The organism is Limosilactobacillus kribbianus, assembly GCF_026413145.1.
GTDB lineage: Bacteria > Bacillota > Bacilli > Lactobacillales > Lactobacillaceae > Limosilactobacillus > Limosilactobacillus kribbianus.
On sequence record NZ_JAOVYZ010000013.1, the window covers coordinates 1 to 20,941 of the forward strand.

Annotated in this window: 15 protein-coding genes and 2 pseudogenes; 3 read left to right on the forward strand and 14 right to left on the reverse strand. The window is 54.5% G+C overall.

The features are described 5' to 3' along the window. The 7 genes and pseudogenes from OCT58_RS04365 to rpsU form a co-directional block, all read right to left on the reverse strand. A partial coding sequence (locus tag OCT58_RS04365) for a mucin-binding protein (protein ID WP_438361111.1) occupies positions 1–3,615 on the reverse strand: 3,615 nt, incomplete at its 3' end. A gap of 6 nt (positions 3,616–3,621) precedes the next feature. Continuing rightward, a pseudogene (locus OCT58_RS10500) lies at positions 3,622–3,747 on the reverse strand (mucin-binding protein); the annotation flags it as partial. 143 nt (positions 3,748–3,890) lie between these two features. Then, positions 3,891–5,150: pseudogene (locus tag OCT58_RS04370) on the reverse strand (GbpC/Spa domain-containing protein); the annotation flags it as partial. Between the two features lie 495 nt (positions 5,151–5,645). After that, on the reverse strand, positions 5,646–7,040 hold the full coding sequence (gene argH, locus OCT58_RS04375; RefSeq protein ID WP_267201649.1) for an argininosuccinate lyase: 1,395 nt from the start codon (positions 7,038–7,040) through the stop codon (positions 5,646–5,648). Beyond that, positions 7,030–8,262 (reverse strand): argininosuccinate synthase, encoded by a 1,233-nt coding sequence (locus OCT58_RS04380; protein ID WP_267201650.1) that lies wholly within the window; start codon positions 8,260–8,262, stop codon positions 7,030–7,032. Before OCT58_RS04380 ends, argH begins: the two co-directional genes overlap by 11 nt. A 200-nt stretch (positions 8,263–8,462) precedes the next feature. Continuing rightward, positions 8,463–8,912 carry a GatB/YqeY domain-containing protein gene (locus OCT58_RS04385; RefSeq protein WP_267201651.1) on the reverse strand — a complete coding sequence of 150 codons (450 nt, stop codon included), beginning with the start codon at positions 8,910–8,912 and terminating at the stop codon, positions 8,463–8,465. A 58-nt stretch (positions 8,913–8,970) separates the two neighbouring features. After that, positions 8,971–9,162: a 30S ribosomal protein S21 gene (gene rpsU / locus OCT58_RS04390; protein ID WP_047770440.1), complete on the reverse strand. Its 192-nt coding sequence runs from the start codon at positions 9,160–9,162 to the stop codon at positions 8,971–8,973. A 353-nt stretch (positions 9,163–9,515) separates the two neighbouring features. On the opposite strand from rpsU, the gene OCT58_RS04395 reads away from it, so the two are divergent. Further along, positions 9,516–11,060 carry an ABC transporter substrate-binding protein/permease gene (locus OCT58_RS04395; RefSeq protein WP_267201652.1) on the forward strand — a complete coding sequence of 515 codons (1,545 nt, stop codon included), beginning with the start codon at positions 9,516–9,518 and terminating at the stop codon, positions 11,058–11,060. Then, positions 11,050–11,790, forward strand: a complete 741-nt coding sequence (locus OCT58_RS04400; RefSeq protein WP_305069086.1) for an amino acid ABC transporter ATP-binding protein — start codon at positions 11,050–11,052, stop codon at positions 11,788–11,790. Before OCT58_RS04395 ends, OCT58_RS04400 begins: the two co-directional genes overlap by 11 nt. Positions 11,791–11,854: 64 nt before the next feature. On the opposite strand, the gene OCT58_RS04405 is transcribed toward OCT58_RS04400, so the two are convergent. Both OCT58_RS04405 and aspS read right to left on the reverse strand, forming a co-directional pair. After that, positions 11,855–12,997 carry a glycerate kinase gene (locus OCT58_RS04405; protein WP_267201653.1) on the reverse strand — a complete coding sequence of 381 codons (1,143 nt, stop codon included), beginning with the start codon at positions 12,995–12,997 and terminating at the stop codon, positions 11,855–11,857. A 62-nt stretch (positions 12,998–13,059) separates the two neighbouring features. After that, positions 13,060–14,844, reverse strand: coding sequence for an aspartate--tRNA ligase (gene aspS, locus OCT58_RS04410; protein ID WP_267201654.1), 1,785 nt, complete (start codon positions 14,842–14,844; stop codon positions 13,060–13,062). 337 nt (positions 14,845–15,181) lie between these two features. On the opposite strand from aspS, the gene OCT58_RS04415 reads away from it, so the two are divergent. Next, entirely contained in the window at positions 15,182–16,030 is an 849-nt protein-coding gene (locus OCT58_RS04415) for a fructosamine kinase family protein (protein ID WP_267201655.1), read from the forward strand. A gap of 45 nt (positions 16,031–16,075) precedes the next feature. Here the strand turns inward: OCT58_RS04415 and dtd are convergent, their stop codons facing one another. From dtd to prmA, 5 genes are all read right to left on the reverse strand, one after another. Then, positions 16,076–16,513 (reverse strand): D-aminoacyl-tRNA deacylase, encoded by a 438-nt coding sequence (dtd, locus tag OCT58_RS04420; RefSeq protein WP_267201656.1) that lies wholly within the window; start codon positions 16,511–16,513, stop codon positions 16,076–16,078. A 15-nt stretch (positions 16,514–16,528) separates the two neighbouring features. Beyond that, positions 16,529–18,754: a RelA/SpoT family protein gene (locus OCT58_RS04425; RefSeq protein WP_267201657.1), complete on the reverse strand. Its 2,226-nt coding sequence runs from the start codon at positions 18,752–18,754 to the stop codon at positions 16,529–16,531. A 19-nt stretch (positions 18,755–18,773) separates the two neighbouring features. Beyond that, a complete protein-coding gene (locus tag OCT58_RS04430; protein ID WP_267201658.1) occupies positions 18,774–19,106 on the reverse strand; it encodes a hypothetical protein in 333 nt (110 codons plus the stop codon). 62 nt (positions 19,107–19,168) lie between these two features. Beyond that, entirely contained in the window at positions 19,169–19,921 is a 753-nt protein-coding gene (locus OCT58_RS04435) for a 16S rRNA (uracil(1498)-N(3))-methyltransferase (RefSeq protein WP_267201659.1), read from the reverse strand. Continuing rightward, positions 19,921–20,883, reverse strand: a complete 963-nt coding sequence (gene prmA / locus OCT58_RS04440) for a 50S ribosomal protein L11 methyltransferase (RefSeq protein WP_267201660.1) — start codon at positions 20,881–20,883, stop codon at positions 19,921–19,923. The genes OCT58_RS04435 and prmA overlap by 1 nt, the downstream gene beginning before the upstream one ends. Positions 20,884–20,941 lie beyond the last annotated feature (58 nt).

Below are 20,941 nucleotides of genomic sequence, written 5' to 3' on the forward strand. Positions count from 1 at the left end.
TGCAGTACCGCTAGTGCTTTGACCACCATTACTGTTCTGACCAGTATTTGCGGTATTACCGTTGCTAGTCGTCGAACCGGTATCACCAGTAGTATTCTTCGTGTAGGTGACCGTCGTGTCCTCACCAGGAGTGGTTGGCGTAACCGTGCTGGTCGTTGGCGTGTAGCCATCAACACTCGGAACGGTCTGGTTCGTTTTCACCTTGGTTGGATCGTTTGGATCATTCTGGTAGGTCTGGCCAGTGCCAATCTGCTTACCGTTTTGATCAACCGGAACAATCTGACCTAACTTCTGGTAGGAAACGGTCGTCGAGATGTTCTTTTGAACCGTTGGTTGGCCGGTGATCGTCTTCTGGGTGGTGTAGTAACCGTAGACGACTGGTACTTGGACATCGCTGTACTTCTTTTGGCTCGGTGTCCAGTCCGTGCCACTGATGACTTTGCCAGTGACCTTGTCGATCGTCACAGTCCGCGTCCAGGTTGAGGTCTGAACGTTATCGCCGGTTAGGGTTTCACCATTTGGTCCAACAAAGTGAACCGTGTAGGTGTAGTCCTTGCTATAAGTATCCTTGGCAGGCCACTTAGCACCGTTTGGATCGTTCGGGTTAATTGGTGTACCAGATTCATGTGGATCATTCGGGCCAAGTTGAGCCGTGCCGTGCTTAACCGTGACGGTGTAGGTTTGGTCAACGGATGGATTATTGTCGAAGTTCTGGCCGGTTGTTGGGTTAGTGATGTTCGTGACATCGTAACCCTTATTCTTCAGCTCAGTGATCGTCTTGGTTTGGTCATAGTTGATCGGTTGCCCACTCTCGCCAGTAACCGTGTCAGTGGTGATTGGGTTACCATCTGGATCAACATACTTGATAACTACCTTTTCAGTGTCAGTAGCTGGAGTTTGTGAGCTTTGGCTACCTTGATTTTCTGAACCTTGACTGGTTTGGCTGCCCTGGCTCTGGGAACCCTGACTTGGCTGACTACCTTGCGAGCCTTCGCTGGTTTGGCTGCCTTGACTCTGGGAGCCTTGGCTTGGTTGACTACCTTGTGAACCTTCACTCGGTTGGCTGCCTTGACTCTGCGAGCCTTGACTTGGTTGACTGCCTTGCGAGCCCTCACTCGTTTGACTGCTCTGGCTCTGGGAGCCTTGACTCGGCTGACTACCTTGCGAACCTTCGCTTGGTTGACTGCCCTGACTCTGCGAACCCTGACTCTGCTGACTACCTTGTGAACTTTCACTGGTTTGGCTACCCTGGCTTTGTGAGCCTTGACTTGGCTGACTACCTTGTGAGCCTTCGCTCGTTTGGCTGCCCTGACTCTGAGAGCCTTGACTTGGCTGACTGCCTTGTGAGCCTTCACTCGGTTGACTACCCTGACTCTGCGAACCCTGGCTTGGTTGACTACCTTGTGAGCCTTCACTCGTTTGGTTGCCCTGACTCTGAGAGCCTTGGCTTGGCTGACTGCCTTGTGAGCCTTCGCTCGGTTGACTGCCCTGGCTTTGCGAGCCCTGACTCGGTTGACTACCTTGTGAGCTTTGGCTACCCTGGCTGCCTTGACCGTTCTTCACATAGGTAACGGTGTAGACCCGGTTTGGATTATTAACCGTAACCGTGTCGCCACCAACGTAGGCCTTGTCTGGCGTGTAGCCGGCAATTGTTGGCGTGTCGATGACCTGATAGTGCTCCGTCAGTGGCTTCCAACCATTATCTTGGACAATCTGGCCCGTCACCTTATCGAGCACCAGATCGTGGCCGAAGTCGACCGTCGTGACACTGTCCTTTGGCGTCTGGTCACCGGCTCCAACGTAATGAACCGTTTGGGTGCCGTGAGCGATCAGGCTCGCCTTATCCGTGCCATTCGGGTACTTCGGACTGTTCGGGTCGCCTGGATTAATTGGCTGGCCCGGGGTGCCCGGATTCTGCGGTGTGACCGTGGTTGTCCCGTGCTTGAGGGTTACCACGAAGACCTGGTTCGTCGCGTCGTTATTATCGAAGTATTGAACCTGGGTGCCATAGTCAAAGCCATTGTTGACGAGGACGTAACCCCGATTCTCCAGCTGGGCAATCGTATCGGCCGTGCTGTAGTTAATCTGCGTGCCGGGCTTGCCGGTCAGGTCACCGGAATTAGTCCCGGCAATCTCCTGGTTATTATTGTCGAGGTCCAGGTAACGAACCTGCGCGTGCTGGTCGTTGACCGTTGGCGTGGTGTCCTTGGTATAGGTCACCGTGTAGGTCTTGTTCGTGTTCGGGCCAACCGTCTCGCCGCCAACATATTGCTGGTCCGGCGTGTAACCCTTAATTGCCGGCGTACCGACTACCTGGAAAGTCTGGGTCGTCGGCGTCCAGTCCGTGCTATCCGTGATCTTGCCGGTTACATTATCAATTGTCTTGGTCCGCGTAAAGGTCAAAGTCGAAACGTTATCCTGCGGCGTCTGGTCGCCCGCACCGACGTAGTGAACCGTCTGGGTACCCGTGGTCGTCAGGCTCTTGGCATCCGTGCCGGCCGGGTACTTTGGCCCGTTCGGATCATTGGGATTAATTGGCTGACCCGGCGTCCCTGGCGTGGTTGGGGTAACCGTCGTCGTGCCGTGCTTCAAGACGACCTTAAAGAGCTGCGGCGTTTGACTATCGTTGTCATAAACCGCGCCAGCTGGGAAGCCGTCGTTGACCAGGACATAGCCCGCATCGGTCAAGGCCTTGATCTCTTGTTGCGTACTGTAATTAATCTTGCTGCCCGCAGCCCCCGTCAGCGTGCCTGACGTGGCGAGCTGGGCATCGTGATCGTCCTGGTCAAGGTAAACCACCTCGGCGGCCTGTTGCTGCGTGTAGACTACCGGCGTGTCCTTGCCGGGATCCGTCGGTGTCACCGTTGTCTTGGCCGGCGTGTAGCCTGGAATGGTCGGCACCGGCTCATCTGGCGTCACCTTAGCGGGATTCTTCGGATCGGTCGGGTATTGCGGCTGGTCCACCCCGGGGATCGGGTCGCCATTGGTATCGGTTGGCACGATCTTGCCGTTCGGGGCATAGGTGACGTAAACGTTATAAGAATCAGTGGTCTGATCGACCTTGACTTGGTCAACATCCCGGTTATTTTGACTATCCCGGTCAACATTGGTCAGATGGTAACCCGCAATCACCGGTGACTGCTGGCTTGCCAAAGTTGGATTCGTGCTAGTCCACTTCAGGGTATCCTGGCCGGTAACCGCGTCGTGCGTCCCGGTCCCAACCCAATTCGAAGCCTGGGTGACGGGGTCGTGCAGTTCTTGACGATTCTGGTCCTGATAGTGGATGGTCCGGGTAACCGTCACGTTTTGGGTAACCGGGGTCGTCTTGTGAATAAAGTGGACTTCGTAAGTTTGATTCTTCGTCGAGTCATCATCGAAGACCAATTCCTGGCCCTTGGTGGTATCGGAGTTCGGCACCAGAACATAGCCCTGGCCCTCGATCGTCTTGATCTTGTCCGCGGTCGTGTAGCCAGACTTGGCGTTGGTAGTGCCGGTCAGGTTATCATCCCGGACTAAGTTGCCGGTGGAGTCATCAACATATTTAACTTCGATCGCCTGATTGTCGGGAGTGTAAACCACCGTGGTTTCAATATTCTTATCGGCCGTCGTGCTCAACGGACCAACAGAAGACTTATCCGGCGTGTAGCCCTTGATGGAGGGGCTGGAAACGACATCGAGGAAGTTGACTGGCGTTTGCTTCCAATCAAGCCAAACTGTCTTACCACTTTTCGCGTCAGTATAACCAATTTGCGATACTGTTTGTTAACCACATCATCACTGGCCTTAACACCATTATTATATTTATAGTGAATTATTTCAGATACTGTTTTGGTGGTTTTCTTATTAACCATTATCGTAGCTGGAATATCCGTGCTAGTAACTACCCAAACATTATGATGTAGCTTTACGTTGCGTATACCAAATTCAAGAACTGGTGATTCACCAGATACTTTAACTATACCTGCCCCAACATAACTGCCTGCAGGTGTATAGTCCCAAAAGCTCGTACCTTTTTGCCCAGTATTTGGGTCAATCCAAGGTAAGTCCGTATAGTTATTCGGTTGATCTGCATACATCCAACCATCGGAATGAACTGTTACTGTACTACCTGCCAAATTTAACGGTGTTCCATTATCTATTTTTGCGCATTCAGCATGGATATTAGTATCGTTATTTAACGAACTTAATACTAGATAAGCCGGCTGTTCATCACTAAAATTAACAACATTCTTTTGTTCATCGTCATAAAAGTATTTTACAGATACCTTAAGGCTAAGTGCGTCATACCAAAATCCAGCTGAAATATTATTATAAATTTGTAAATTAACAGGCACATTTTTTCTTGGTACAAAGTTACTAAAAGTATATACAGCACTTCTAATTGGCTTTCCATTATAAGAACTATTCTTTAGATTAGTGTAAGCAACTTGAACGATACTTTTTTCATTCAAAGTTCCGGCATCAGTCAAATATTTATATGAATGACCATATATATTCAAGTTTGCTGGTGTAGGGTTTGAAATCTGCTTACCATTATTAGTAACCTTTATTTCTGCATCTGTCTCTTCACCTATATTTAAAGATTGCTTTAATTCACTTGAGATAACTGTTTCTCCTGGCGTAAATTGCTGAACTGAGGTTGCCGGAGCTGTCGATTGGCTCGTCGCATCAGAGCCACTCTGGGCCGGCGTCGAATCCGCATTTGCCGAGCTTTGGGCCGCCGTATCACTCGGCTGAGCTGAGGCGGCGGTTGAACTTGGCGTGGCCGTGGAAGCCGGCGCGCTTGAGGCCGCGGCATTGCTTTGCGCTGGGGCACTCGAAGCCACTGGCTGGGCGGCACTGCTGGTGTCAGTTTGCGGGGTGCTGCTTAGCGCCTCTGAAGCTGCCGAACTCGTCACACCAGCGCGCAACGGCACGACGTTTTCCGTCTCGGCACTGTTCGCTGGCGTGACCTGGTTCGTCTGATCGCCACTTTGACTATTATTAGTATTCACCTGATCAGCGTTGGCGACCGGCGTGTTGGCGCCAAAGTACAGGGTCGTCCCTAGTAAAACCGAGGTCACGCCAATCCCCAGTTTCCGCAAGCCGTAGTGCGGCACCCGGTGTGAGTGCATGACTTCCTTCAAATATGTGTTATTTTTTGAAACCATCTTCCCAACTCCCCTCAAATTTTCAATTACTGATAATAATTGGCTACAAACCTAATATAATTAAATTCATAGTTTTCATAGTTTTCATGTCCATTTTAGAAAAAAAAGCAAGATTTTCCATCACTAAATTTATAATAAAATCAGCGTGAAACCTTGCCTTTTTCTGCCAAAGCGCGCCGTCAAGCGCCCTGCTGGCGATCGCTCTGACCCACCTGGCAAGCCAAAACTGCCAAGCTCTTCGGTCCAATATGATCAATTATTCAATTGTTGCGTAAAGGGAGTGGGACAGAACTCGCTTGCGAGTTCGTCTTCCCACCCCCGTCGACGCGGAGCAAGCCTATTTGGGAGGCTGGCTAGGCGTCCCGACGCGAAGCTAGCCTATCTGGTGGGCGTTGATTTATCAACGTTCAGGATCCAGCCAGCTACCGCGCTGCAGCATTTATAAGCTATATAACAGCAAAGAGGCTAGGTTAATTCCCAGCCTCTTTTGGCATACTAATTTGCTTTTTCTTGGGCGAGCAGCTGCTTGGCCGCCGCAATCTGGGCCCGGACCTGGTCAAAGCCGGTCCCGCCGTATGAATTCCGCCGTTGAACGGCCACCCGCGGCTTGAGGACCGTGTAAACGTCCTTTTCAATCCGCGGATCGATCTTTTGAAAGTCTTCCAATGAAATATCGGCGAGGTTGGTGCCGGTCTTGATCCCCTTTAGCACCAGTTCCCCGACGATCTCGTGCGCCTGCCGGAACGGGATTCCCTTAGTAGCCAGGTAGTCGGCCAGCTCGGTGGCGTTGGAGAAGTCGTTGTGGGTAGCGTGGGCCATCTTGTCCTTCTTGACCGTCAGGGTTTCGATCATCCCCGTCATCACCTTCAGGCTCGGCAGGATCGTCTTGACCGCATCGAAGACCCCTTCCTTGTCCTCCTGCATGTCCTTATTGTAGGCCAGCGGCAGGCCCTTCATCACCGTTAAGAGCCCCATCAGGTCACCGAAGACCCGGCCGGACTTGCCCCGGATCAGTTCCGCCATGTCTGGATTCTTCTTCTGCGGCATGATCGAGCTCCCCGTCGAATAGGAGTCGGCCAGCTCGATGTAGCCGAACTCGTAGGAGCACCAGTAGATGATCTCCTCGCACAGCCGTGACAGGTGGACCATCAGGATGCTGGCGTTGCTCAAGAACTCTAGGGCAAAGTCCCGGTCGGACACGGCGTCTAAGGAATTGGCGTAGGGCGCCGCAAAGCCCAGGTAGTCCGCGCTCAGCTTCCGGTCAATTGGGAAGGTCGTCCCGGCCAGGGCGGCCGCCCCCAGCGGCGATAGGTCGGTGTGCTGCATGTTGAACTGGAAACGCTCGACGTCCCGCTGGAACATCTGGAAGTAGGCCATTAGATAGTGGCCGTAGGAGATCGGCTGGGCGTGCTGCATGTGGGTGTAGCCCGGCATGACCGTCTCGACGTTCTCCGCCGCCCGCTTGACCAGGGCCCGCTGCAAGTCCTGCAGCGCATCCACGATCTTGGGCAGACGCTCCTTAACATAGAGATGGAAGTCGGTAGCCACCTGGTCATTCCGACTCCGCCCTGTGTGAAGCTTGCCGGCGACCGGCCCGATTTCCTTGGTCAAGAGGGCCTCGATGTTCATATGAATATCTTCATTTTCAACCGTAAAGGGCAGGCCGTCTTGTTCGAGCCGCTTGGCCAGCTTCTCCAAGCCGGCGATGATCTGGTCGGCATCCCCGGCCGAAAGAATTTTGGTGGCCTTGAGCATCTTCACGTGGGCCAGTGACCCCATGATATCCTCCTTAGCCATCTCCTGGTCAAAGGAAATGGAGGCGCCGAACTGGTCAACCAGGGCGTCTCCCGCCTGCTCGAACCGGCCGCCCCACATCCGTTTAATCGGCATCGTGAACCCCCTTTGCCTGGTTCTGCTTGCTCTTGTTCTGAACCTGGGCGTAGACCTTATCCGGTAGCTCCCACAGCTTGATGAAGCCGGTCGCAGCTTCCTGGTCGAACTCGTCGGCAGAGGTGTAGGTTGCCAGGTTCTTGTCGTAGAGGGAGTTTGGTGACTTCCGGCCTTCGCAGACCACGTTGCCCTTGAAGAGCTTGACCCGCACAACCCCGTTCACAACCTGCTGGGTCTGATCGATGAAGGCAACCATCGCCTTCATTAATGGTGAGTACCAGAGACCGTTGTAGATGATCTCGCTCATCTTTTGTTCGACGATCGGCTTGAAGTGGGCGACTTCCCGCTCCTGGGTCAGGTCTTCGAGGTCCTTGTGCGCCGCCAGTAAGACCGTGGCCGCCGGGCATTCGTAGATTTCCCGGGACTTGATGCCGACCAGCCGGTTTTCGACGTGGTCAATCCGGCCAATTCCGTTGTCGCCAGCGAGCTTGTCGAGCTTCTTGATCAGTTGATCCAGCGACAATTCTTCGCCGTTAATGGCGGTTGGGACCCCTTCTTTGAAGCTAATCTCCAAGGTGGTTGGCATGTCCGGCGTATCCTCGATGGCCTTGGTCCGGGCGTAAGCGTCAGCTGGAGCAGCAACCCATGGATCTTCGAGGATCCCACATTCATTGGCCCGACCCCAGAGGTTTTCATCGATTGAGTACGGGCTGGCCTTGGTGATCGGGACCAGAATCCCGTTGTCCTTAGCGTATTGAATTTCTTCTTCCCGTGACCAGTGCCAGTCACGAATCGGATCCTCGATCTTCATGTCGGGTGCCAGGGCGTGGATGCCGGCTTCAAAACGAACTTGGTCGTTCCCCTTCCCGGTGCAACCATGGGCGATCGCGGTCGCCCCGTACTGGTTAGCAACGGCAACTAATTTCTGCACGATCAGTGGACGAGACAGGGCAGATACCAGTGGGTATTTTTGTTCATACATGGCGTGGGCCTGCAGGGCTGGCAGTACGAATTGTTCGGCGAAGTCGCGCTTAGCATCGATCACCACGGACTTCCAGGCGCCGATTGACTCACCCTTCTTTTGGATGGCTTCCAGATCGAGCCCTTCACCGACGTCAATACAACATGCGATCACGTCATAACCCTTATTCTTCAGCCACGCAATTGCGACTGACGTGTCTAAACCACCAGAGTATGCTAATACGATTTTTTCTTTTGCCATAATTCTCGTCCTCCAATTACTTGATTTGTGATTGGTGACTAATATACGCTTCGACTGAATAAAAATCAACAATTATTCGCAAATTTCTTTTATTTTCGTAAAATATACAGAATTATTGCATAATAATGACAAAGAAAAAGCCCGTCACAATGCCATTTGCGGCCGATTGTGACGGGCAGATTACAATTTAATTTTCTCTTTTATAAGTTGCTCAGGGTTTCCTTGACGGTCTGGTTGACCAGCTTACCATCGGCTTGGCCCTTGACCTTTGGCATCACGGCACCCATGACCTTCCCGAAGTCCTTCATGCTGGAAGCACCGACGGCTTGGACGGTCTCGGTGACGATCTTCTTAACGTCGTCAGCGGAGAGCTGCTTTGGCATGTACTTCTCGACCACAGCCATTTCCTTCTTGGTGGCTTCGACCAGGTCATCCCGGCCACCCTTTTCAAATTCGGCCAGGGATTCCTTGCGTTGTTTGTATTCGCGGGCCATAACGGCAATCTCTTCGTCGCTCGTCAGGTCGTGGCCGGCCTCAATCTGGGCATTTTGGACGGCGGCCTTTAACATCCGGACCACGGCCAGGGTGTCCTTGTCACGGTTCTTCATTGCACTAATCATGTCGGCTTGCAGCTGTTTTAATAAACTCATTATATTTCCTCCTCTTGACGAAAAAAGCCCCCACCATCAAAAGGTAGGAGCAAACATTTTAGTAACGACGACCACGCTTGTTCTTGCGCTTCCGTGCCGCTTCAGATTTTAACTTCCGTCGTACACTAGGCTTTTCGTAGAATTCACGCTTGCGGTATTCTTGCAGAGTTCCGTTACGTGAAACTGAACGTTTAAAGCGTCGAAGAGCGTCGTCTAAAGATTCATTCTTACGAACGACTGTTTTTGACATGTTGATTCCCTCCCTCCGAGCTTAAAGTTACGTAACAAGGCTACGAAATTCGCCTTTTCACTACAAAAAGTATTGTACCTAATCCGACCCGGACTGTCAATAATTCTTTGCAAAAAGCTGACATTTATTTCGTTCTTATTTAAGAAGAAACGATTTTAATTCCGTCATCCGGCTTTTTTGCCCTTAATCACTCACCACAAATTTATTTTTTCCATCACAATCCCCCCAGAGCGGGGATGAAAGCCCATTCAGCTGATTGCATATTTATACTATTTTTCTGTTTTATATTGCATAAATAAAAATAAAGGTGTATATTGCTAACAATCATTAATTCAGACAAAGGAGTCACCACTATGAAACACCTCAAGCAATTATTCATGCTCTTCATCCTGCTGTGGTCGCTGGTCATGCCAAGCACGGTCTTGGCCGCGACCTCCAGCAGCTCGAGCAGCACCGCTAGCTCGACCAGCGCGAGCTCATCCAGCGCCGTCTCCAGTAGCAGTTCTTCAACAAATACTGCTACCGATGATTCGCTGCAAAAGATTAAACAAAAAGGCACATTCGTCGTTGGGATGAGTGCCGACTACCCGCCATACGAATTTACCACCAAGCAAAATGGCAAGACTAAGTATGTGGGATTCGAAGTCGAATTGATTAAGCGGATGGCCAAGGACATGGGCGTCAAGCTGGTCATTAAAAACATGGACTTTGACTCCCTTTTAGTTGCCCTTGAAACCGGGAAGATTGACGCGATCGCTTCCGGGATGAACGTCACGGCCGAGCGGAAGAAGAGCGTCGACTTCTCCCACACCTTCTATTCAGGAAGCAGCTACTTCCTTATTAATAAGAGCGACAAAAAGCTCTACACGAAGGCCAAGGACTTTAAGGGCAAAACCGTTGGGGCCCAAAACGGGACGCTCCAATCCACGATGATCAAGCAGAGCATGCCGTACGCCACCAACAAGGGGCTGGCAAAGCTCTCCTCCTTAGTAATTGCCCTTCAGTCCCACAAGGTTAGTGCCGTGCTGATGGACGAAGCCACTGCCAAGGCCTATGCCGCCAACAACAGCAACCTCGCCGCCTTCAACTCGAAGCTGCCAAGCACGGCCGGTGACATTGCGATGGCCTTTCCAAAGGGGTCCACCTCACTGGAAGCCCAGGCCAACAAGACGATTGACCAGGTTAATAAGGAAGGACTCGTTAACAAGAAGTGGATTCCAGAAGCTTCTAAATACATGAAGAGCTACAAGAAGCATAACACTGTGCTTTCCTACTGGCGGTACTTCGCCAAGGGGGTTGAGTACACCTTAATCATCACGGTCGTCTCCGTCTTCTTCGGTTTCATCCTCGGGACCCTCTTTGCGCTGATGCGGCTGTCCAAGAACAAGCTGCTTCACGGGATTGCGGTTTGCTACATCGAATTCCTGCGGGGCACCCCAATGATGGTTCAAATCATGTTCGTCTACTTCGGGATCGGGGCAATCATCCAGTCGCTGCCCGCCCTGCTTGCTGGGATCATCGCCGTCTCCCTGAACTCCGGGGCCTACGTGGCCGAAATCATCCGTTCCGGGATCCAATCCATCCCGATCGGCCAGACCGAAGCCGCCCGGAGTCTTGGGATGAGCAAAACTACCTCATTCCACTACGTCATCATGCCACAGGCGCTCAAAAACATCTGGCCGGCGCTGGGGAACGAATTAATCACCCTCTTAAAGGACAGTTCCCTGGTTTCCACCATCGGGGTTGGTGAATTGATGTTTGAAACCCAATTGGTCCAAGCGGACACTTACAAGGGGGTTCTGCCACTCTTTATCACCATGATCATCTACTTTGTCATGACCTTTACCCTCTCACGGATCCTGCTCTACTTTGAAGGGAGAATGAAACATGCCCACTAAAATGATTGAAGTCAAAAAATTACAGAAGAAATTCAAGGACACCATGGTCTTAAAGGACATCACGGAAGAGGTCGACAAGGGCCAAGTGATCTGCGTAATTGGACCGTCCGGGGCCGGGAAGAGTACCTTCCTGCGCTGCCTGAACGCCCTGGAGCAGCCCACCGGCGGCCAGGTGCTGTTCGAAGGCCAGGACCTGACCGGGATGAGCGATAAGGAGCTCGACCAGATTCGGGAAAAGATGGGGATGGTCTTCCAGAGTTTCAACCTCTTCCCAAACATGACCGTCCTGAAAAACATCATGATCGCGCCGGTGAAAGTCAAGGGAATCGCCGAAGACCAGGCTAAAGAGACTGCCCTGAAGCTCTTAAAGCAGGTCGGTTTGGAAAACAAGGCCGACCAGTACCCTGACCAGCTCTCGGGGGGTCAAAAGCAGCGGGTCGCCATCGCCCGGGCCCTGGCGATGGACCCCGAGGTGATGCTCTTCGACGAACCAACCAGTGCCCTGGACCCAGAGATGGTCGAAGAAGTGCTCAAGGTCATGCGGGACCTCGCCACTTCGGGGATGACAATGGTTGTCGTCACCCACGAAATGGGCTTTGCCAAGGAAGTCGCCGACCAGATCTGGTTCATGGCCGATGGCTACATCCAAGAAAGCGGCAAACCGGAAGACTTTTTCGCCCACCCGACCAGCGAGCGGGCCAAGGAATTCCTGCAGAAAATTTTGAAATAACCAGTAAACACAAAAAGCCATGCAGTCCCAAATGGGTTGCATGGCTTTTTGCTGTCTTAGTTTCCTATAGGTAGGTCGCCTTGATCAGCCGCGCAATGTTTTCCGCCGTCGTCGTTAGGTCATCCGCCGCGCTCGCGCAGGCTGCCTGCAGGCTCTTTGCCCCGGTCGGGGTAGCAAAGAGCGCCGTGAAGCCACAGTCGCACAATTTGGCGGCCCCCGGACCTAGGCGACCGGCCAGACCAAGCACCGGCGCTGCGGGAACGACCCGGCCAGCTAATTGGGCGACCCCGAACGGCGCCTTGCCGAACTGGGTTTGAAAGTCAAGACTCCCCTCGCCGGTAAACACATAGTCGGCCCCCGCCAGCTGGTCGGCCAGGTGGTTGCAGGCCATCACCAGGTCCACCCCGTGATGCATCTCGGCATTGGCGAAAGCCAGCAGGCCAAAACCCAAGCCCCCAGCGGCCCCAGCACCAACAGTTTTCTCAAGCTCTACGCCTAGGTCCCGGCAAACGACGCGGGCCAGGTGATGGAGGTTAGCATCCAACGTTTGGACCATTGCCGGGGTGGCACCCTTCTGCGGACCGAAGACGGCCGCCGCCCCCTGGGGTCCGGTCAGCGGGTTGGTGACGTCGGCGGCCAGCTTGATTTTGACCTTGTCAAGCACCGGGTCGCGGTCCCCGGTGTCAATCCTGGCGAGCTGGCTCAGTGCGCCCCCACCGGCTGGCAGCTCCTGACCAGCTTGATCCAGCAGGTGGATACCGAGGGCCTGGGCCATCCCGGCACCGCCATCGGTTGTCGCGCTGCCGCCCAGACCGATGATGATCTGGCGAACGCCGCGGTGGGCCGCGTCCCGGATCAGCTCGCCGGTGCCATAGGTGGTCGTCACCAGCGGGTTGCGGGTCTGCTCATCGACGTACTGGATCCCGCTGGCCGCGGCCATTTCAATCACGGCCGTCCTTCCATCCCCCAGCAGGCCGTATTGGGCGCGAACCGGTTTGCCCAGGGGCCCGGTGACTTCTCTTTCGATCAATCGACCCGCCGTAGCGTCGACCAGGGCCTGAACGGTGCCTTCACCACCATCGGCCATCGGGACGAGCGCATAGTCGGCAGTCGGGAAGACCCGCCGCAACCCGTCGGCAATCGCCTGGGCCGCCTCCTTGGCGGTTAGGCTGCCCTTAAATGAATCCGGTGCAATCACAAACTTCAAATTTACTGCCCCCCTTTATTAGCAAAAAAGCACCCCGGCCATCGCCAGGATGCTAATCATTATTAGTCCAGCTTGTAGTCAACTTTGTCGCCGAACTCAATCTTCAGGTCGTCAAGCTGCTGCGCACTGACCTTGCCCGGTGCAGCCGTCAGCGGTTCGACCGCCTTGGAGTTCTTCGGGAAGGCAATGACGTCCCGAATGTTGTCGGCCTGGGCCAAAAACATTACCCAGCGGTCCAAACCAATGGCCAGACCACCCTCAGGCGGCATCCCCAGCGTCAGGGCCTTGAGCAGGAAGCCGAAGCGGGCCTCGGCACGTTCCTTGGTGTAGCCGAGGGCCTTTAAGACCTTCTCCTGGACCTTTGGATCGTGAATACGGATGGAGCCCCCACCAATTTCCTGACCGTTCAAGACGATGTCGTAACTCTGAGCGTGGGCCTTGTGCGGGTCCTCGCCGTCCTCTAAGTAGTGCAGGTCTTCGGGGTTGAGCATCGTGAACGGGTGGTGAGCCGCGATCCACTTGCCGAAGCCTTCGTCGTATTCAAACATCGGCCAGTTGACAACCCAGACGTAGTTCCACTGGTTCGGGTTGGTCAGTCCCAGTTCTTCGCCAAAGTGACGCCGCAGGTAGCCCAGGGAGTCGCAAACCACGTGGAAACTGCCGGCAACGAAGAGGATCAGGTCACCGGTCTTGGCACCCAGCTCAGCATTGATGGCGTCGGCCTGGTCACCCAGGAACTTGGCAACCGGACCGCTGTAACCGTCCGCGGTGACCTTAACCCAGGCCAGCCCCTTGGCGCCATAACGCTTGATGTAGTCTTCCTGCTTGGAGATGTCCTTGCGGGAGTACTTGTCAGCCCCACCCGGAACGGCGATTGCCCGGACGTAGTTGCCCGCAGCAACCGTGCCGGAGAAGACCTTGAAGGAGGAGTCCTTGACGATGTCGTTTAAGTCGTGAATCAGCATGCCAAAGCGGGTGTCCGGCTTGTCGGTCCCGTACTTGTCCATGGCGTCCTGCCATTCCATCCGTGGGAACGGTAACTTGACGTCGATGCCGAGGACTTCCTTCATGACGTCCTTGATCAAACCTTCCGTCATGTCCTGGATCTCTTCCGGCGTCGCAAAGCTCATTTCGGTATCGATCTGGGTGAATTCCGGCTGACGGTCACCACGCAGGTCCTCGTCCCGGAAGCACTTGGCGATCTGGTAGTACTTGTCGACCCCAGCGGCCATCAGCAATTGCTTGAAAAGCTGTGGTGACTGTGGCAGGGCGTAGAAGTGACCAGGGTAAACCCGGGAAGGCACGATGTAGTCCCGGGCCCCTTCTGGCGTGGACCGGGTCAGGTCAGGGGTTTCCACGTCCAGGAAGCCGTTCTTTTCAAAGTAACGGTGAACGACGTGGGTCACCTTGGACCGCAGCATCAGCTTCTTCATCATTTCCGGCCGCCGTAGATCGAGGTAGCGGTACTTCATCCGCAGGTCTTCGGAAGCGTCCACGCCGTCGGTAACGTCGAACGGCGTCGTTTCGGATTGGGCTAGGACCTTGATCGTCTCAACGGCAACTTCGACCTTCCCAGTCTTCATGTCGGGGTTGATTTCCTTTTCGGCCCGCAATTGAACCTTCCCCTGGACCTCCAGGACGTATTGGTTCCGCACCGCGTTCGCCACCTTGAAGGCCTCCGGGTTTTCCTTTTCGTTGAAGACCAGCTGAACGATGCCTTCGCGGTCCCACAGATCAATGAAGATCAGGCCACCGAGATTCCGGCGCTTGGCCACCCAACCCTTGAGGACGACTTCTTGACCAACTTGTTGTTCGCTGGTGTCCCCAGCGTAATTAGTTCGCTTCATTCTCAATTTCTCCTTTTTATCCATGAAAATAATAAAAAAGCGCCCCTGCCGACTGCAAGGGTGCAAATGCACGGTACCACCTTGGTATCTACTCATGATAACGTCAGACTCTGACGGGGACGCGTCCCAAACCTAAAAAGCGTCAATCGAGCACTCGTCATGCGGGCTTCCACCAACCCCGCTCGCTGTCTTTCCTAGTGGTCGAGCATTCTTTTATTATCGGTCATGAATATCAAATTTTCAGTTTTTACCTTACTCGTCTCCCCTCCGAAAGTCAATACGCTGCCTTGCTTTTCCCCCGATTAACCTTAGAATTAGAGGAAAGGAAGTGGTTTTTATGAGTAAGTTAAATCAAGCCTGGTTTGCCCAGCTGCCCTTCAAAAAGCTGGACAGCTTCCAACCGGTCAGCGGCGGGGACATTAACGAATCCTACCGCATCGAGGCCGATGGGCATTCCTACTTCATCAAGATTCAGCCCAACCAGCCGGCGACCTACTTTCAACACGAAATCAACGGCTTAAAGGCGATCGGCAAGGTCACCAACACCCCGACCCCGCTGCATAACGGCGTGATTGATGACAACGCCTACCTGGTCCTTAATTGGCTAGACGAGAGTGCCGGCAGCCAGGCCGCGCTCGGTCGGGCGGTGGCCACCATGCACCAGCAGGAGAGTGCCAACGGCCAGTTTGGCTTTGTCGACAACCACCGCACCAAGGCCCTGGTAAAGGATAACTCCTGGAACCAGAGCTGGGCGGACTTCTACGTCAACCAGCGGCTCTTGCCCGAGGTCAAGGTCGCCGCAGAGCGCGGCCGCTGGAACCGCTGGCGTCAAGAACACTTTGACCAGCTCATCAAGCAGTTCACCGCCTATTACCAGGAACATACCGTCAAGCCCAGTCTCTTGCACGGTGATCTCTGGGCCGGCAACTTCATGTTTGCCAACAACGAGCCCTACCTAATCGATCCCGACGCCGTTTACGGGGATCGCGAATTCGACCTGGCGATGACAACCGTCTTCGGGGGCTTTGACCAGGAGTTCTACCAGGCCTACGCCGCCCAGTACCCATTCACTCCGGGCATTAACGACCGCCTGCCCTGGTACCGGTTCTACTACCTCTGCATGCACCTGGTTCTCTTCGGCGAAAGCTACGGTGGCGCCGTCGACCAGATTCTCAGTCAGTACTAACTAATAGAAAAGGAGTTCCGTTTTGGTGCGGAACTCCTTTTAACGTTATTTTTCGTAGATAATAGTGATTGGCCCGTCATTTTCCAGGTCGACCTGCATGTCAGCACCGAAGCGTCCGGTTTCGACGTGGACCCCGGTCGCCGCCAGCTTCTCGTTGAAACGGTCATAGAGCGGCTCGGCGATCTCCGGTCTGGCAGCATCAGTGAAGCCCGGCCGGTTCCCGTGACGGGTATCGGCGTAGAGGGTGAACTGGGAAATCGACAGAATTTCACCGTCGACGTCCTTGAGCCCCTTGTTCATCTTGCCGTTTTCGTCCTCAAAGACCCGCAAGTTAACTACCTTGTGAACCAGGTAATCGAGCTGTTCGTCAGTGTCATCCGGGGCAAAGCCAACCAAAAGCATATAGCCCTGCCCGATCTTGCCAACGACCGTGCCGTCAATGCTGACCTGGGCGTGACTCACCCTTTGTAATACAATTCGCATCTTTTTAATTCCTTTCTAGTGAATAACCCGCTTGACCACGTAGACGTCCTTGATGTTCTTGAGGGCGTTCATGATCAGCTCAAGCTGCTGGAGGTTGCGGACCCCAATCGTCAGGCTGATCGTCACCATCTTGTTGTGATCGACCTTCCCGTTGACCGAGTTCAAGAAGCGGGTGCTGTTGTTGATCGAGCGCAGGATATCGTTGAGCATCCCGTTGCGATTGTAGCCCTGAACCTCGATGTCGGCGTCGTAGTTGGTCTTGTCGCCGTTCGGGTTGGCCCAGTAGACAGTCACCAGCCGCTGCCCACTCTTCTCAGCATTGGCAATGTTTGGACAATCCGCCCGGTGGATGGAAACCCCGCGGCCCTTAGTGATGTAGCCGACGATTGAGTCACCCGGAACCGGGTCGCAGCAATGGCTGAGCCGGACCAGCATGTTGTCGACGCCCTCGACCACGACTCCTTCGCTGGAAGCCTTGGCCTGCTTTTCGCTTGGCTTCTCTAAGGTCTCGTGATCCTCCAGGAGGGCCTTTTGGGCAGCCGCTTGACGGTCGGAACGCTCCTTTTGCCGGATGTCGGCGGTGAAACGATTCCGCACGCCCACCGGTGCCAGGTCGCCAAAGCCAACCGCCGCGAACATGTCGTCGGCCGTGTTGTAGTGCATTGCCTGAGCAACCTGGACACTCTTCTCCTCGGTCATCAATGCCAACGGATCGTAGCCGGCATCACGCAGCTGGGTGGCGATCATCTGCTTGCCCGTTTCAATGTTCTCGTCCCGGTTGTGGGCCCGGAAGAACTGCCGAATCTTGTTCCGTGCCCGTCGCGTCTTAACCAGGTCGAGCCAGTCCTGACTCGGTCCTGCCGAAGAGGAGAAGGTCAGAATGTCAACGATGTCCCCGTTCTTGATTTCATAATCCAGGGGGACAATCCGGCCGTTGACCTTGGCCCCGGTGGTGTGATTGCCGACCTCGGTGTGGATCTGGTAGGCCATGTCCAGGGGTCCAGAGCCAACCGGCATTTCGATTACGTCACCCTTCGGCGTAAAGGCGTAAACCTTATCGGCAAAAACGTCGCTCTGGATTCCCTGCATGAACTCGTCGGTTCCGTTGCTTTCCTTCCGCAGTTCCAGGATTTCCTTGACCACGTTGAGCTTGCGACTGTCGAGGGTCTGTTGAACGCCGTTGATCTTGCCTTCCTTGTAGGCCCAGTGGGCGGCAACCCCGTATTCGGCCACCTCGTGCATGTGGTGGGTCCGGATCTGGACTTCCAGTGGCCGTCCTTCCGGTCCAATCACCGTGGTGTGCAGGGATTGGTAACCGTTGGTCTTCGGCATCGCAATGTAGTCCTTGAACCGTCCCGGCATCGGCTTCCAGCTCGTGTGGATCGCTCCCAGCACGGCGTAGCAATCCTTGATCGTATCGACCACGACCCGGATCGCCAGGAGGTCATAGATCTGACTGAACTGCTTGTGCTGGGTTACCATCTTGCGGTAGACCGAGTAAATGTGCTTCGGCCGGCCATAAATTTCGACGTTCGGCCCCAGTTTGAGGTCCTTGAGCGAATCCTTGATCAGCTCAATGGCGTGGTTGATATAGGCCACCCGTTGGTCCCGCCGCGAGTTCATCAGGTGCACAATCCGGTAGTACTGTTGCGGATTCAGGTAGCGCAAGGAAAGGTCTTCCAGCTCCCATTTGATCGTGCTGATCCCGAGCCGATCAGCAATCGGGGCATAGATCTCCAGCGTCTCGTTTGAGATCCGGCGCTGCTTATCGGGCCGCAGGTGCTGCAGGGTCCGCATGTTGTGCAGCCGGTCGGCTAACTTGACAATCATCACCCGAATGTCCTTTGACATCGCCAGCAGGAGCTTCCGGTGGGTTGCCGCCATCTGTTCGCGGTTGGACTTGTAGTGGATTTTGCCCAGCTTGGTATCACCATCGACGATCAGGGCAATCGTCGGACCAAAAAGCTCCTTGATATCGCCCAGGGTTGCTCCGGTATCCTCAACAATGTCGTGTAGGTAACCCGCGCAGACCGTTTCCGGATCCATGTGAAGGTTGGCAAGGATCCCCGCCACCTGGATCGGGTGAATAATGTAAGGTTCACCCGACTTGCGCCGCTGGTCCCGATGACAAATAGACGCAAAACGGTAGGCCTTCTCAACCAGTGCCACGTGGTCATCATTCATATATGAAGAGACGATTTTTTGGACATCGTCGTGCGTTAATTCCTTCGTCTGTGACATTCTCAATCCCCCCTATTCATTATTCCCGGCGCATTGCGCACGCCAGGTAGCTAATTGCCCAGTAGGCCGGTGCTAAAAAGTACGTGTAGCGCGGCAGGAAGAAGTATGCCGCAATCAGGAACAATCCGGGGAAGACCAGCAGCAGCCAGGTCGACATTTCCTTACGGGCCAGGTAGCGTCCCAGCCAGATGCTATAAATCCCGTTGATTAACAGCAGGACAATCTCCACCCATTGCACCCGGGATAAAAACGGGAGCTTGTGTGTCAGCACCGGGATCAGCATCCCAAAGGCCACGCCCAGTCCCCATAACCACTTGTCAAAAATCTGCCGTCCAATCTTAATTCTTGCCATTCTCTTCAACACCTTATTATCTATAGATTAATTTGCTTTATTGTATCACAGTTCGCCCGGTCTTAACGCCGCCGAAGTGCTAATTCGCTGGCGTAGGAAACGGCGGCCATGAAATAAAGCGGCGCCGTTTCCGTGCGCAGGATCCGGGGCCCCAGGCCAACCGGAACGACCCCGGCTGCCGTCATTTGGTCGATCTCCTGCTCCGTCAGGCCACCCTCGGGCCCAAAGATCGCCACAATTGACTGGTCCGGCGTCAATTGGGACAGCACCTGGTGAAGGGCACTGGTCTCCCCCTGCTTGGCCGACTCCTCCCAGGCAACGACCCGCGCGTCGGCCGGGTAAGATGCCAGGGCCTGAGAGAGGTTAGGACAGTAGGCCACCGTCGGCTGCAGGTTACGGTGTGATTGCTCAGCCGCCCCGTCGGCAATTTTTTGCAGGCGGGCAAGCTTCTTCTCTTGCTTATTGGAATTCCAGTGGCTCACGGACCGGGTTGACTCGAAGAAGACAATTCGGTCGGCCCCCAGTTCAGTTGCCTTCTGAACAATCAGCTCCGGCTTCTCCTTGGTTTTGGGCAGGCCGCACAGCAAGGTGACGTGGAGGGGCAGTTCGCTATTGCGGTGCAGATTTTTAATAATCTCCACCTGGGCTGGTTTAATGTTCACGACGCTGGCCAGGTAAACTTGCCGATTGGCCAGGACCAGTTCAACCTGGTCCCCCGGCTGGGCGCGCAGGACCGTCACCAGGTGGTGGGCAATCTCCTTGGGCAGCGCCAGGGTCCCCTGGTTAGCCGTCGTATTTAAAAAGTAGCGTTGCATCAGTCTTCATCCTCACTCGGCTTGTGGGCAATGATCCCGTGCCAGTCCTTCATCTTCGTCTCGCTATCAATGATCATTCCCTGGTCTTCGATCGTTTGCCGGACCAGGTCGGCCTTATCGTCAATGATTCCCGAGGCCAAGAAGTAGCCGCCGGGTTTGAGGTTTTCGAAGGCCTGAGGAACCAGGGGCACGATGATCTCGGCCAAAATGTTAGCCACTACCACGTCGACCTGGGTGTGAATGCCGTCCAGGAGGCTGTTGACGCCCACCTTGACATCGGCAGCGACCGGGTTGAGCGCCAGGTTCTTCTTAGCGGAGCGGACGGCGACCGAATCAATATCGTAGGCGGTCACGTCTCCGGCCCCCAGTTGCTTGGCCGCAATGCTGAGAACGCCGGAACCGGTGCCGACGTCCAAGACCGACTCGCCCCCGCGAATGACCTTCTCCAGTGCCTGGAGCATCAGTTCAGTTGTCGGGTGCGTCCCGGTCCCAAAGGCCATCCCCGGGTCCAGGATCAAAAGCTTTTCTTGGGGCTGCTGGGGTTGGTAGTCCTCCCACTCGGGCACGATGGTCAGTTCGTTGGTGACCCGCAGCGGGTGGTAGTACTTTTGCCAAACCGTCGCCCACTGTTGATTGTCAACCACCGCGGAGCTGACGTCATTTTTGCCCGGATTCAGCCCGTAGTCCTTGAGCTTGGCCACCCGCTGGCGAATCGTCGGCAAGAGCTCCGGCACAAAGGTCTTGGCCGGGAAGTAACCGGTGACCGCCGCGCCGGACTTGCGGTGGGGAATCTCTTGGGGATCAATGATTTCACCGTGGTCGCCATACCGCCCCGGCTTGAGCTTGGCAAAGTCAGCGGCGTCATCGATTTGGACCCCCTGCGCCCCCTCATTGGTGAGAATATAGCTAACGGCTTCGACGACCTCGCTTGAGGTGACGACCGTGATTGCTGTCCAGTCCATTTGTTTTTCCTCCTTTAAATGACAAAATCGTGGCCACTTAATGGTCACGATCAATTAC